The organism is Pseudomonas sp. FP453 (genome assembly GCF_030687495.1).
Classification (GTDB): Bacteria; Pseudomonadota; Gammaproteobacteria; order Pseudomonadales; family Pseudomonadaceae; genus Aquipseudomonas.
In genome coordinates, this window is the sequence record NZ_CP117435.1 from 2,758,823 (window position 1) to 2,772,837 (window position 14,015).

The 14,015-nt window shown below is 63.1% G+C and carries 12 protein-coding genes; 4 read left to right on the forward strand and 8 right to left on the reverse strand.

The features are described 5' to 3' along the window. Positions 1–385: 385 nt before the first annotated feature. Complete coding sequence (locus tag PSH87_RS12375; RefSeq protein WP_305433846.1) at positions 386–790, reverse strand: hypothetical protein; 405 nt, start codon at positions 788–790, stop codon at positions 386–388. Here PSH87_RS12375 and PSH87_RS12380 point away from each other — a divergent pair. After that, entirely contained in the window at positions 740–2,374 is a 1,635-nt protein-coding gene (locus PSH87_RS12380) for an autotransporter outer membrane beta-barrel domain-containing protein (RefSeq protein ID WP_305433847.1), read from the forward strand. The genes PSH87_RS12375 and PSH87_RS12380 overlap by 51 nt on opposite strands. 49 nt (positions 2,375–2,423) lie before the next feature. Here PSH87_RS12380 and PSH87_RS12385 read toward each other — a convergent pair whose 3' ends face one another. The 3 genes from PSH87_RS12385 to PSH87_RS12395 all read right to left on the reverse strand — a co-directional run bounded on the left by PSH87_RS12385 (position 2,424) and on the right by PSH87_RS12395 (position 7,469). Continuing rightward, positions 2,424–3,065, reverse strand: coding sequence for a DUF1345 domain-containing protein (locus PSH87_RS12385; protein ID WP_305433849.1), 642 nt, complete (start codon positions 3,063–3,065; stop codon positions 2,424–2,426). 150 nt (positions 3,066–3,215) lie between these two features. After that, a complete protein-coding gene (locus PSH87_RS12390) occupies positions 3,216–6,308 on the reverse strand; it encodes an efflux RND transporter permease subunit (RefSeq protein ID WP_305433851.1) in 3,093 nt (1,030 codons plus the stop codon). A 6-nt stretch (positions 6,309–6,314) separates the two neighbouring features. Beyond that, entirely contained in the window at positions 6,315–7,469 is a 1,155-nt protein-coding gene (locus PSH87_RS12395; RefSeq protein ID WP_017738647.1) for an efflux RND transporter periplasmic adaptor subunit, read from the reverse strand. A gap of 286 nt (positions 7,470–7,755) precedes the next feature. Here PSH87_RS12395 and PSH87_RS12400 point away from each other — a divergent pair, with 286 nt between their 5' ends. Together PSH87_RS12400 and PSH87_RS12405 are read left to right on the forward strand one after the other, a co-directional pair. Further along, on the forward strand, positions 7,756–8,457 hold the full coding sequence (locus PSH87_RS12400) for a response regulator transcription factor (protein WP_017738648.1): 702 nt from the start codon (positions 7,756–7,758) through the stop codon (positions 8,455–8,457). Between the two features lie 3 nt (positions 8,458–8,460). Continuing rightward, positions 8,461–9,762, forward strand: coding sequence for an ATP-binding protein (locus PSH87_RS12405; protein ID WP_305433853.1), 1,302 nt, complete (start codon positions 8,461–8,463; stop codon positions 9,760–9,762). On the opposite strand, the gene PSH87_RS12410 is transcribed toward PSH87_RS12405, so the two are convergent. The 3 genes from PSH87_RS12410 to PSH87_RS12420 form a co-directional block, all read right to left on the reverse strand. Beyond that, positions 9,763–10,431, reverse strand: coding sequence for an anti-sigma factor domain-containing protein (locus PSH87_RS12410; protein WP_305433855.1), 669 nt, complete (start codon positions 10,429–10,431; stop codon positions 9,763–9,765). It lies immediately after the preceding gene. Further along, positions 10,428–10,934 (reverse strand): sigma-70 family RNA polymerase sigma factor, encoded by a 507-nt coding sequence (locus PSH87_RS12415; RefSeq protein ID WP_305433856.1) that lies wholly within the window; start codon positions 10,932–10,934, stop codon positions 10,428–10,430. The genes PSH87_RS12410 and PSH87_RS12415 overlap by 4 nt, the downstream gene beginning before the upstream one ends. A 66-nt stretch (positions 10,935–11,000) precedes the next feature. After that, the gene (locus PSH87_RS12420; RefSeq protein WP_305433857.1) at positions 11,001–11,519 is read right to left on the reverse strand and encodes a DUF3455 domain-containing protein; all 519 of its coding nucleotides are present in this window, start codon (positions 11,517–11,519) and stop codon (positions 11,001–11,003) included. Between the two features lie 194 nt (positions 11,520–11,713). Between PSH87_RS12420 and PSH87_RS12425 the strand changes: the two genes are divergently transcribed. Beyond that, the gene (locus PSH87_RS12425; protein ID WP_017738653.1) at positions 11,714–12,499 is read left to right on the forward strand and encodes a sulfite exporter TauE/SafE family protein; all 786 of its coding nucleotides are present in this window, start codon (positions 11,714–11,716) and stop codon (positions 12,497–12,499) included. Between the two features lie 120 nt (positions 12,500–12,619). Here PSH87_RS12425 and PSH87_RS12430 read toward each other — a convergent pair whose 3' ends face one another. Beyond that, positions 12,620–13,858: an acyl-CoA dehydrogenase family protein gene (locus tag PSH87_RS12430; protein ID WP_305433858.1), complete on the reverse strand. Its 1,239-nt coding sequence runs from the start codon at positions 13,856–13,858 to the stop codon at positions 12,620–12,622. Positions 13,859–14,015: the final 157 nt, after the last annotated feature.

Consider the following 14,015-nt stretch of genomic DNA (forward strand, 5'->3'; position numbering starts at 1 on the left):
CAGGGAACGACTCTGGGTAACTTGGCGCCGCTTGATTGGCAAGGTCCCACGCTCTTCGGTACCGGCCAATTTCTTCCTTCAAGGAATGCCAAACCCAGAGGTTCGTCCAATGTCGTCAATTTTCAATTTTAAACTCAGCCCTTTAAGTGTTGCCTTGAAGGCAAACGCTGTCTCTTTGCTGGTCCTTATGGCGGGTATTGCTGAAGCCCGTGTGGTAACCGGCCCAAATGAAACGGTTCGCCCTGGCCCTCCGCCAGACAGCTTCGAACTGCGGTCTGGCTCCGGCCTGACGGTAGAAGGGGCAACCACCAAGCAAATTCGCGCGCAGTCTGCGACGTTGACGGTTACCGCGGGCAGCAAGACTCAAGACATCACTGCATTCGATTCAAACGTAAGTCTCAGTGGCGCCGAGGTTACCGCGCGCGCCACGCAGCCCGCAGCGGTCTTCATGAGTGGCGGTACGCTTTCCATACAAAACAGCACGCTCACTCACAGTAATGGCATCGGCTTGGTTGTTTCCCGCGGAGTCGGCGTTGATGAAGGCGCAACCGCCTCCGTATTCAATAGCCTTATCAAAGGCACTACGCGTGGCGCCAGTGTCAGTGGCAACAGCACGCTGGAACTCAACGGAGCCGAACTTGAAGGCACTGCTGTCAATGGCGTTGGCTTGTATCTGTTTGGCCAGGCCGTCGCGAACAATAGCCTGATCACAGGCGGTCAGAATGGCGTGCGGATGGATATGGACCGCAGCACCGATGCGCCCAATACGCTGGTACTCAATGGTTCGCATGTAGAGGGCAAAACCGGTGCTGCCATCCTGGTCGAAAGTTCAAAGGCCGGCGAGCTGGTTGATGCCGATATTCAGATTCGCAACGGTTCGACCCTCAAGGGCGGTAACGGCAATATCCTTGAAGTCACCGGCGGCTCCTCGGCCAACATGAACGTCGACCGGAGTTTCCTGGAGGGCGACATTGTCGCCGAAGAGGGCAGCACCGCCAAAGTACAACTCAACAACGGCTCCTGGCTGACTGGCCAGTTGAAAAACGTCGCCGAGTTGAGCGTTAACGAGGCATCCAACTGGGTATTGGTGGGCGACAGCAATGTCGAAGCCTTGAAGATGGGCGGTGGTGCCGTGCATTTTGGTGGTGCAGACGAGTTCTACCAACTGGACGTGAAGAGCCTGGAAGGCGAAGGCACCTTCGTCATGCACACCGACTTCTCCACGCACCAGACCGACTTCCTCAACGTGGAAGGCAAGGCCGAGGGCAATCACAGCCTGCTGTTGGCTGCCACCGGCTCGGAGCTGGCCCGTGGCGAACCGATCAAGGTGGTTCACACCGAAGGCGGCGACGCGCACTTCTCCCTGCTGGGCGACACCGTGGACATCGGCGCCTTTGCCTACGGCTTGCAGAAGGACGGCACCGACTGGCTGCTCGACCCGACGCGCCGTGGTGCCAGCACCAGCGCCCGTTCGGTACTGGCGTTGTTCAACAGCGCGCCGACCGTGTTGTACGGTGAGTCGTCCATCCTGCGTACTCGCATGGGTGAACTGCGCTTCAGCGAACACAAGGACAACGGCCTGTGGATGCGCAGCTACGGCAACAAGTATGAAGTGGCCGCCAACAAGAACGGCGCCGGTTATGCACAAACCCAGAAGGGCTTCACCATCGGTGCCGATGCGCCGTTGTCCGGCGGTGACGGGCAGTGGATGGCGGGTGTGATGGCCGGTCACAGCACCTCGGACCTGGACCTGAACCGTGGCAGCAAAGCCGACGTCAAGAGCTACTACCTGGGTGCCTACGCCACCTGGTTGGATGATGAAAGCGGTCTGTACTTCGATGGTGTCGCCAAGCTCAACCGCTTGCACAACAACGTCGACGTGACCATGAGCGATGGCAAGAAAGCCAAAGGCAACTATGCGCAGAACGCTGTCGGTGCCTCGGTTGAAGTGGGTCGTCATATCAAGCTGGATGACGGCTTCTTTGTCGAACCGTACTCGCAGCTGTCGGCGACCATCATCCAGGCCCAGAGCTACGACCTGGACAACGGTCTGCACGCCAAGGGTGACCGTTCGGCGTCGGTTGTCGGCAAAGTGGGCGTGACGGTGGGCAAGGACATCCAGCTGGACAGCGGCGGCGTGTTGCAGCCGTACCTGCGCACTGCGGTTGCCCATGAGTTCAACCACAGCAACCAGGTCAAGATCAACGATCAGACCTTCAACAACGACGTGTTTGGTTCGCGTGTCGAATTGGCCGCCGGTGTCGCCATGTCGGTATCGAAGAACGTCAAGCTGCATGCAGACATCGAAACCAGCAAAGGCAAGCAGATCGACCAGCCGTGGGGTGTCAACTTCGGCGTGCGCTACGATTTCTAAGAAGCGCGGTCATTTGAAAGGGGAAGCTTCGGCTTGCCCTTTTTTTGTTTCAGCCGAACAACCCGGCGGCGATATTGATCGAGAACCCCAGAATCGCTGTATTGAACAGAAACCCGATCAACGACTGCCCCAACACCACCTTGCGCATGCCCCGCGTGGCCACACCCACATCCGAAGTCTGCACCGCCACGCCGATGGTGAACGAGAAGTACAGGAAGTCCCAGTAATTGGGCGTCGTCAGGCCCTCGGCAAAACGCAGCGCCGGTTCCTTGCCGCCCCAGGTGTAATAAAGGCGCGCGTAGTGCACGCTGAAAATCACTCCGATCAGCAACCACGAACCGATCACCGTCAACCCGGTAAAACCGTAGTGCAGCAGGCGCGCGGTGGTGGGCAGGTCCTTGCTGCCGACCAGTTCGAAGGTGATCGTCGCCAGGCTGGCGATGGCCGCGATGCACACCATGAACAGCACCAGCCCGGCGTTTTCATCTTCGATTTCGGCGATGCGTTTGACGTCGGGGGCCTTGGCGCGGATGGTCAGCCACAGCATCAGTACCAGGTAGGTCCAGACGCCGGCGTTCCAGCCGATGAGGATTTTGCTGATGAGACCGTCGGCGGGTGCCAGGATGCCGACAGCAAGGCCCAGCACGGCGGCGGTGGAAAGGCGTGGATGCGTGCGGACGAGAAAGGGCATGAGGGCTCACAAATAACCGTGTGTGAGCAGACTGTACCCGATCCCTGTGGGAGCTGGCTTGCCTGCGATAGCATCGACTCGCTATCCCAGATGTACCGAGTCGCCTGCATCGCAGGCAAGCCAGCTCCCACACAAGCCAGCTCCCACAGGTTATCGGGTGTTCTTCCTGACCAGTTTCATGACCACCACGAAAAACACCGGCACAAACACCACCGCCAGCGTCGCGGTGATCATCCCGCCAATCACCCCCGTACCAATCGCCTGCTGGCTCGCCGAGCTGGCCCCGGTGGCAATCGCCAACGGCACCACGCCAAGGATGAACGCCAGCGAGGTCATGATGATCGGCCGCAAGCGCAGGCGTGCCGCTTTCAATGTGGCGCTGATCAGGTCTTCACCCTGGTCATACAGGTCCTTGGCAAACTCGATGATCAGGATCGCGTTCTTCGCCGACAGGCCAATGATGGTGATCAAGCCCACCTTGAAGAACACATCGTTGGGCATGCCGCGCAAGCTCACCGCCAACACCGCGCCGAGCACGCCCAGCGGCACCACCAGCAACACCGAGGTCGGGATCGACCAGCTTTCATACAACGCGGCCAGGCAGAGGAACACGATCAGCAACGACAGGCCCAACAGCAGCGGCGCCTGGGCACCGGACAAACGTTCCTGCAACGACAGCCCGGTCCATTCCTGGCCCAAACCCGCTGGCAACTGGTTGACCAGGCGCTGGATTTCATCCATCGCCTCGCCGGTGCTGTGGCCCGGTGCCGCTTCGCCGCTGATGGCGATGGCCGGGTAGCCGTTGTAGCGCGTCAACTGCGCCGGGCCCTGGGTCCACTTGGCTTCGACAAACGCCGACAGCGGCACCATCTTCCCGGCGTTGTTGCGCACATGGATCTTCATCAGATCGGCCACCTGGCTGCGCTGGTCGCCTTCGGCCTGCACCACCACCCGCTGCATGCGGCCCTGGTTGGGGAAGTCGTTGATATAGGCCGAACCAATCGCCGAGGACAGCACGTTGCCCACATCCGCGAAGGACACCCCCAGTGCGTTGGCCTGTTTGCGGTCCACCTCCAACTGCACCTGCGGCGCTTCGGCCAGGGCGCTTTCGCGCACGTTGGCGAGGATCGGGCTCTTTTCCGCCGCCGCGAGCAACTCGGTACGCGCCGCCATCAGTGCGGCATGGCCGACGCCGCCACGGTCCTGCAAGCGGAACTCAAAGCCGCTGGAGGTGCCCAGGCCGTCGACCGGCGGCGGCAGGATGGCGTAGGCAATCGCATCCTTGAGCTCGCTGAACGCGGCGTTGGCGCGGTCGGCAATCGCCATCGCCGAATCCGCGCTGCCACGCGCCGACCAATCCTTGAGCGTGGTAAACGCCAACGCGGCGTTCTGCCCCGAACCGGAGAAGCTGAAGCCCATGATCATGGTGGTGTCGCCCACCCCCGGCTCGCCGGCGTTGTGCGCTTCGATCTGCTCGGCCACCTGCACCGTGCGGTTCTTGCTGGCGCCGGGCGGCAGCTGGATGTCGGTGATGGTGTAACCCTGGTCTTCCACCGGCAGGAACGAGGAGGGCAGGCGCGTGAACATCCAGCCCAGGCCCACCAGCAGCACCAGGTAAATCAGCAGGTAACGGCCGCTGCGCTTGAGGGCGTAGGCCACCCAGCCTTCATAACGGTCGGTGAGCTGCTCGAAACGCCGGTTGAACCAGCCGAAGAAACCGCCCTTGGCGTGGTGTTCGCCCTTGGCAATCGGCTTGAGCAAGGTGGCGCACAGCGCTGGAGTCAAGGTCAGGGCGAGAAACGCCGAGAACAGGATCGAGGTGGCCATCGACAGCGAGAACTGCTGGTAGATCACCCCCACCGAGCCGGCCATGAACGCCATCGGCAGGAACACCGCCACCAGCACCAGGGTGATGCCGACGATGGCGCCAGTGATCTGGCCCATGGCCTTGCGCGTGGCTTCCTTGGGCGACAGGCCCTCGGTGACCATGATGCGCTCGACGTTCTCCACCACCACAATCGCGTCGTCCACCAGGATGCCGATGGCCAGCACCATGCCAAACATGGTCAGCACGTTGATCGAGAAGCCCAGCAACAGCATGGTGGCAAAGGTGCCCATCAGCGCAATCGGCACCACCAGCGTCGGGATCAGCGTGTAGCGCACGTTCTGCAGGAACAGGAACATCACCGCAAACACCAGCGCCATGGCCTCCAGCAAGGTGTAGACCACCTTGGTGATCGAGACCTTGACGAAGGGCGACGTGTCGTACGGAATCTTGTACTCCACGTTCGCCGGGAAGTAGCGCGACAGCTCGTCCATCTTCGCCCGCACCAGGGTCGCGGTGTTCAGCGCGTTGGCGCCGGGCGCCAATTGCACGCTGACGGCGGTGGACGGCTTGCCATTCAGGCGCGTGGAGAACTGGTATTCCTGGCTGCCGATTTCCACCCGCGCCACATCGCCGACGCGCACGGTGGAGCCGTCCGGGTTGGCCTTGAGCACGATGTCGGCGAATTCCGCCGGCGTCGACAGCTGGCCTTTGACCAGGATCGCCGCCGTGATTTCCTGGGTTTTGGTGCCCGGCAAATCACCGATGCTGCCGGCCGAGACCTGGGCGTTCTGCGCACTGATCGCCGCGTTGACATCGGCGGGCGTGAGGTTGAAGCCGATCAGCTTCTGCGGGTCGATCCAGATGCGCATCGCGCGCTCGGCGCCATACAGCTGCGCCTTGCCCACACCGTCCAGGCGCTTGAGCTCGTTCATCACGTTGCGCGCCAGGTAGTCGCTGAGCGCAACGTCATCCAGCTTGCCGTCGTTGGACGTCAGCGTGACCAGCAACAGGAAGCCGGCGGAGACCTTCTCCACCTGCAAACCTTGCTGGGTCACCGCCTGCGGCAGGCGTGGCTCGACGGCCTTGAGGCGGTTCTGCACGTCCACCTGGGCCATCTCCGGGTCGGTGCCCGGCTGGAAGGTGGCGGTGATGGTGGCCGAACCGAGGCTGCTCTGGGATTCGAAATACAGCAGGTGGTCGGCACCGTTGAGCTCCTGCTCGATCAGGCTGACCACGCTTTCATCCAGGGTCTGCGCCGACGCGCCAGGGTACACCGCATAGATTTCGACTTTCGGCGGTGCGACGTTGGGGTACTGCGCCACCGGCAACTGCGGGATGGCCAGCAGGCCGGCCAGCAGGATAAACAGGGCCACCACCCAGGCGAAGATCGGGCGGTCGATAAAGAACTGCGGCATGTCGGATTATTCCTTTGCGAGCTGGCCGGAGGTGGGGCTGTTGTCCACCTCGACTTTTTCCCCGGGGCGGGCGTGTTGCAGGCCTTCGACGATGATGCGGTCGCCGGGCTTGAGGCCGTGGCTGACCACCCAGCGGTCGTCGATCACCGCGCCCAATTCCACCGGTTGCTGGCTGACGGTCTGCTCGGCGTCCAGCAGCAACACCATCGGGATACCCGCGCTGTCACGGGTAATGGCGCGTTGCGGCACGCTGATGCCTTGCCTGTCGACGGCCTGTTCCAGGCGCACCCGCACAAAACTGCCGGGCAGCAGGTCGAGGTCCGGGTTGGGGAACTCGCTGCGCAGGATGATCTGCCCGGTGCCCGGGTCGACGCTGATCTCGGCGAACAGCAACTTGCCCGGCAACGGGTAGAGGCTGCCGTCGTCCTCGATCAGCGTGGCCTTGGCCTGGTCCTGGCCGACCTGCTTCAAGCTGCCGGCGCGAAAGGCGCGGCGCAGGTCATTCAGCTCGCGGGTGGACTGGGTCAGGTCGGCGTGGATCGGGTCCAGTTGCTGGATGATCGCCAGCGGCGTCGCCTCGTTCTGGCCCACCAGCGCGCCTTCGGTCACCAGGGCACGGCCGATACGCCCGGAAATCGGCGCGGTCACGGTGGCGTAGCCCAGGTTCAATTTGGCGCGCTCCACGGCGGCCTTGTTGGCGGCGACTTCGGCGTTGGTCTGGCGCAGTGCTGCGCGGGCGTTGTCGTAGTCCTGGCCGCTGATGGCCTTGTCGGCCACCAGTTGGCTGTAGCGCTGCTCTTGCAGGCGCGCCTGGAACGCGTTGGCCTCGGCCTTGCTCAGGTTGGCCTGGGCACTGTCGAGGTCGGCCTTGAACGGCGCTGGGTCGATGCGAAACAGCACGTCGCCCTGTTTGACGTCATGGCCTTCCTTGAACACCCGTTGCATCACCACGCCCGCCACCCGTGCCCGCACTTCGGCGATGCGCGGGGCAGCGATCCGCCCGCTCAGCTCGCTGCTGATGGACAGCGGCTTGGCCTCAAGGGTTTCGATACGCACTTTGGCCAGGGGCATCTGCGGTGCCTCGGCGGCGGACTGGTCACACGCGCTCAGGGCAAGGGTCAGGGCCAGCAGGCAAAACGGCGCAAACAGATTCTTCGACATGCTCTTATCCCAATAATGACCGGTGCATCCTAAGGCCAGTGGGGCCAGGGTGCTGTGAAGCTGTGTAGGTCGTCTGTGAAGAAATGTAAGGTGCCGCCCACAGTCGGCAGCAGGCGTATATCCTTGCACAATCCTGCAAACACCAAAGATCCCATGTGGGAGCGGGCTTGCCCGCGATAGCGGTGGGTCAGCCAAGCATATTTCAGCTGATACACCGCTATCGCGGGCAAGCCCGCTCCCACATTGGATTTGTGTATGACTTTTAACCGTATTGATTGGAAACACCATGCCCAACATCCTCCTGGTGGAAGACGACGCCGCACTCTCCGAGCTGATTGCCAGCTACCTGGAGCGCAATGGCTACCACGTCAGTGTGCTCAGCCGTGGCGACCATGTGCGTGAACGCGCGCGCCTCAACCCGCCGGACCTGGTGATCCTCGACCTGATGCTGCCCGGCCTCGACGGCCTGCAAGTGTGCCGCCTGCTGCGCGCCGATTCGGCGGGCCTGCCGATCCTGATGCTCACTGCCCGCGACGACAGCCACGACCAGGTGCTCGGCCTGGAAATGGGCGCCGACGACTACGTGACCAAACCCTGCGAGCCTCGCGTGTTGCTGGCGCGGGTGCGCACCTTGCTGCGGCGCAGCAGCCTGTCCGAACCGCAGGTGGCCAACGACCAGATCCTCATGGGCAACCTGTGCATCGACCTGTCGGAACGCACCGTGACCTGGCGCGAGCAGGTGGTGGAGCTGTCCAGCGGTGAATACAACCTGCTGGTGGTGCTGGCCCGGCACGCGGGCGAAGTGCTCAGCCGCGACCAGATCCTGCAACGCCTGCGCGGCATCGAGTTCAACGGCACCGATCGCTCGGTGGACGTGGCCATCTCCAAGCTGCGGCGCAAGTTCGACGACCACGCCGGCGAAGCACGCAAGATCAAGACCGTGTGGGGCAAGGGCTACCTGTTCAGCCGTTCCGAGTGGGAATGCTGACCGATGTTTCGCGTACTCCTGCGGCTGTACCTGATCACCATCGTCACCTACAGCGCGGCGATCTTCCTGATTCCCAAGCTGGTGATCCAACTCTTCGAACACCGCTACATGGACTACAACGTCGAGCAGTCCCGCGGCATGCAGAAGCTCATCGTCAAGCAGTACCTGCGCGCGCCGGTGGAGCGTTGGTCGCAGTTGACCGAACAGCTGAGCGCCGACTTTGCGCCGCTCAAGGTGCAACTGTTGCTGCGCCAGGACGCCAGCTATACCCCCGCCGAGGCGCAACGGCTGGCCGAGGGCAAGCCGGTGATCCGCCTGGGCGAGTGGGGCTGGATGGAAGACATCAGCTCGCCGATCAACGAACAGTTCGTGGTCAAGCTGACCATTCCGCCGGACCCGTTGGACATGAACCTGCTGTACTGGTCGATGAACGTGCTGATCGGCGCCGCGTTGCTGGCGTGCCTGCTGGTGTGGTTGCGCCCCCATTGGCGTGACCTCGAACGCCTGAAAAGCACCGCCGCGCAATTGGGCCGGGGCAACCTGACGGAGCGCACACGCATCCCCCCCAGCTCCAACATCGGCAGCCTGGCGGCGGTGTTCGACACCATGGCCGATGATGTCGAACAGCTGCTCAACCAGCAGCGCGACCTGCTCAACGCCGTGTCCCATGAACTGCGCACGCCGCTCACGCGCCTGGATTTCGGCCTGGCCCTGGCGCTGTCCGACGACTTGCCCCAGGCCAGCCGCGAACGCCTGCAAGGCCTTGTTGCGCATATCCGCGAGCTGGATGAACTGGTGTTGGAACTGCTGTCCTACAGCCGCCTGCAAAACCCGGCGCAACTGCCTGAGCGGGTCGAAGTGGTGCTCGATGAGTTTATCGACAGCGTGCTGGGCAGCGTCGATGACGAGCTGGAAAACCCCGAGATCGTCATCGATGTGGCCCTCGACTGCGCCGTCGAGCGTTTCAACCTTGACCCGCGTCTCACTGCCCGCGTGTTGCAGAACCTGCTGCGCAACGCCACGCGTTACTGCGATAAACGCATTCAGGTGGGCGTCAGGGTCGGCCCCGACGGCTGCGAGATCTGGGTGGATGACGATGGCATCGGCATCCCGCTGGACCAGCGGGAGCGCATCTTCGAACCGTTCTACCGCCTCGACCGCAGTCGCGACCGCGCCACCGGTGGATTCGGCCTGGGGTTGGCGATCAGCCGGCGCGCCATGGAAGCCCAGGGCGGCACCTTGGTCGCCCAAGCCTCGCCCTTGGGCGGCGCGCGGTTTCGCGTGTGGTTGCCCAGCGTGGCCTGATCAGAGCACCTTGACCGCGCGGCCAATCGCCTGGATCGGCCCCGTCGGTTTGCCGGTCGGCGAGCCGCGCGGGTCTTCCAGCGTCAGTTCGAACAGCTGGTTGGGCGACAGCGGCGGCAGCTTGTCCAGCGGCACCGACAGCGTCTGCCCCGGCTTGACCAGCCCCAGCGACACCGGGCCCTGCCAGCCATCGCCCTTGGTCCAGAATTGCAGGGCCTTGTCCGCCGGCACTTCCATCACCCCCAGCGGGATCAGCTGAATCTGCTGGTTGTTGCTGGCCTGGATTACCCAGCCCGGCGCCTGGTTCTGCGGGGCGACCAGCACCACCACAAAGGTCGGTTCAAGGCTCGTTGGGCGGGTCAGCAACAGCGCGGCCAGGGCCAGCGTCGCCACCAGCCCAGCGCCGGCCAGGCCGCGCCACAGGGCCAGCAGGTCCCACCACGGCGTGCGCACGCCACTGAGGTTGCGCTCGATGCGCTGCCACAGCTGCGGTGGGGGCGTTACCGGTGCGGCCAAGGCGGTCAGGGGCAGCAGGCGCTGCTCCCAGGCGTCGACGGCCGCGCGCAGCTCGGGGTCGTGCGGGAGGCGTTGTTCCACCTCGGCGCGCTGTTCGCCGGGCAGGGTGCCCAGCACGTATTCACTGGCCAGTTCGTCCAGGGGGTTGCTCATGCCATGCACTCCCGCAGCGCGGCGAGGCTACGTTTGATCCAGGCTTTGACGGTTCCCAACGGGGTGTCCAGTTTCCGGGCGATTTCGCTGTGGGAATAACCGTCGACATAGGCGTGCAGAATGCACGCGCGACGGGCCGGGTCGAGTTGTTCCAGGCAGGTGTGGATCTGCCCGGAGTGTGTGGCGAATTCGGGGCTGGCGATGGGCTCATGTTCGTCGCCCAGCGGCACTTCGCGGTAGCTGTTGCGCATCGCATTGAGGGCCAGGTGGCGGGTCACGCTGAACACCCAGCCACGGGCGGCGCCGCGCGCCGGGTCGAAACTGCCGGCACCGCGCCAGATCTTGATAAAAGCGTCATGCACGACATCTTCGGCCAGGGCCTTGTCCCGGGTGATGCGCAAGGCCACGCCGAGCAAGTGGCTGCTGTCCTGTTCGTAGAGTTGGCGCAACGCGCGCTGGTCGCCACGGGCACAGGCCAGCAGACAGGTTTCGTAATCAAACACGTATGGCTACCCCCAATGGCAGAACAACGAATTCATCTGCACCGGGGGCAGCGTAGCCGAGTTTGCTCAGTTGGCCGCCCAGAAAATGTAGTCGGCCTGGTACTTCACCACTTCCTGCTTGCCTTTGTTGGCCGTGGTGCACTCGCTGCTCGGCGCCACGCCACCCTTGAGGGCTACGCGCTGGATGTAGCTCACGCCGCTCATCGCGCCCTTGCCTTCAGCCGGGTTGGCCTTGACCAGTTGATACGGCAGGTTGCCCGGGCTCGATGGGGCCACGGCCAGCTGGGTGCCGGTGATCTTCGAACCGTCCTTGGCCTGCCAGGTCGCCGGTGGGCCAAAGTAGGTGCCCACTTGCTTGCCGCTGCGATCATTGAGCACCGCTTTAGGGCCGACGAAGGTCCATTCGGTCTGGCCGGCGGCGTTGGCTTTGTCCCGGCACTCGTAGGTGATTTCGCCGACGCCAGTGGTTTCCATGGCGACCTTATGGCCATCCGGCACTTTGATACTGTCGGGCAAACCGCTCTGGGCGAAAGCGGCCGGGGCGGCGAGCAGGGCAGTCAGGCAGAGCAATGCTTTGGCGTTCATGGGTGTTTCTCCATTGGGTAGAACAGCAGGGTTGCTGCAGGTACTACCCATGGGCACGGCAAATGGATGCAGGCATCGATAAATAAATCGAAGAAAAAACAAAACGATCTAAAGTCAGATCATATTGATATAAGTCGTTATAAGAAAAATCGCTATCCTGCCGCCAGAAATTTATAAGGCCGCAGGTAGTTGTAATGGATGTGGGTAATGTTGGTTTCGTCGTTGCTGGCCTGATTGTTGGTTTTATCGTGGGCATGACCGGTGTGGGCGGGGGGTCGCTGATGACGCCGATCCTGTTGTGGTTCGGTATCAACCCGGCCACCGCCGTGGGCACTGACCTGTTGTACGCGGCGATCACCAAGTCCGGTGGCGTGCTGGTGCACAGCAAGAACAAGAACATCGATTGGACCATCACCGGTTGGCTGACCCTCGGCAGCGTGCCCGCCGTGCTGTTGACCCTGTGGTTCCTCGCCAGCCTGCACACCGACCCCAGCGCGATGAACGCGGTGATCAAGCAAGCCCTCGGCGTGGTGCTGTTGCTGACCGCCCTGGCGATCCTGTTCAAGAAACAGCTCCTGGCCTTCGCCCAGCGCCATGCCGGTGACGACTACCACATGAGCCCGCGCAACTTGAACGTGCTGACGGTGGTCACCGGCGCCATCCTGGGCACCATGGTCGCGCTGACCTCCATCGGCGCCGGCGCCCTGGGCACCGTGGCGTTGTTTATCCTCTATCCGTTCCTCGCCACGCGCCGCCTGGTCGGCACCGAGATCGCCCACGCCGTGCCGCTGACCCTGGTGGCAGGCCTGGGTCATGCAAGCATGGGCAATATGGATTGGCACTTGCTGGGCTTTCTGCTGATGGGCTCGCTGCCCGGGATCTACATCGGCAGCCATATGACCGGCAAGCTGCCGGACGGCGTGCTGCGGCCGTGCCTGGCGGTGATGTTGATGGCCATTGGTTATAAATTGGCGTTTTAACGCGATTCAACTGTGGGAGCGGGCTTGCCCGCGATAGCGGTGGTTCAGCAAACATACTTTTGACTGACCCACCGCTATCGCAGGCAAGCCAGCTCCCACATTTTTTTACCGTGACTGGTCTTAGGTTTTTGCCGGGCCATTACCGATCTGCCACACAAACGGCGGCTCGGTCCCATTGATCACCCAATCCCCGACAATCCGCGCCTTGTAGATCACCGGATTATGCGACGACACCGTACGCGCATTGCGCCAATGCCGGTCCAGGGATTTACCTTGGCGCACATCCGACGCCCCCAGTGCATTGAACAACTGGCTGGTGGCTCGCTGGATCAACTCCGACACCACCACCTGCGCCGTCGCCGATTCAATCTCGGCCGCCACATTGGCGGCGCGCTCGGCGGCATCATCCCCACCAAACCGCGCCACGTAGGCTTGCTGTGCCGGCAGCGTGGCTTTCAACGCACTGGCTTCGGCAGCATAGACCAGCGCCGCGACGTCACCCACCACCTGTTGTACCTGCGCATCCGCGCTGACGTGGGGCGCATTGCCATGGCTGTAGATGCGCTTGCGGCTGCGCACCTGCTCGGCCACGTCGTTCAGCGCGGCGCGGCCGATCCCGGCCAGGCTGGCCAGTAACACCAGTTGGTAGAACGCCGTCTGGTATTTGAAGCGCGTGGCAAAGTCGATCACGTTGTCCGCTTCCACCACGGCGTTGGTAAAGCGCGAGGTGCCGCTGCCGGTGGTGCGCTGGCCGAAGCCGTCCCAGTCGTCGCTGTGCTCTACGCCGGGCTGGCGGGCGCGGGTGGCGGCGATCACATCGCCCTGGGTGTCGCTGCGCTGGGCGTACACGTCGATCCAGTCAGCGAAAATGCTGCCGGTGCTGTAGAACTTTTCACCGTTGAGTGTCCAGTTGTCGCCGTCGGGGCTGACTTGGGTGACGACATCGCCAATGGCGACATTACCGATTTCGGTCCAGGCACAGCCGACGATATCGCCGTCGACAAAGCGCTTGAACCACAGGTCACGCCCGGCGCCGGGCGGTGCGTTGAGGCGGTCTTCGGCAAATGCAAAGTGCCCGCGCAATGCCTGGGGGATGTTGGAGTCGGCAGCGGCCAGTTCGATCAACAGCTCAAACAACTGTGGCAGGGACGCGCCGCCGCCGCCGTACTCCACCGGCACGCGCACGGCGCCAAAGCCGGCGGCCTTGAGCCACTGGATCGGCTCATGGGGCAGGGTGCGGGTCTGTTCGCGCTGCACGGCGCCTGCGGCGATGCGTGCGAAGATCGGCCGGAAGCGCGCGGCCAGCGTGGGGTAATCGACGCCGATGGACAGCGGGTTGATGACGTGGTGTTCAGTCATGGGGACGGCTCCTGTGGACAATGCAGGGGTGATTGCACAGTCCGTGCCGGGTGCACGAGCCCGTGTTTACGGGGCGCAGCCCGCCGCAACTGTTGCCCTGGCAACAGTGGTTCGACAAACCGTCGCGATCTGCGACATCGCTGCGACGCCACGATTT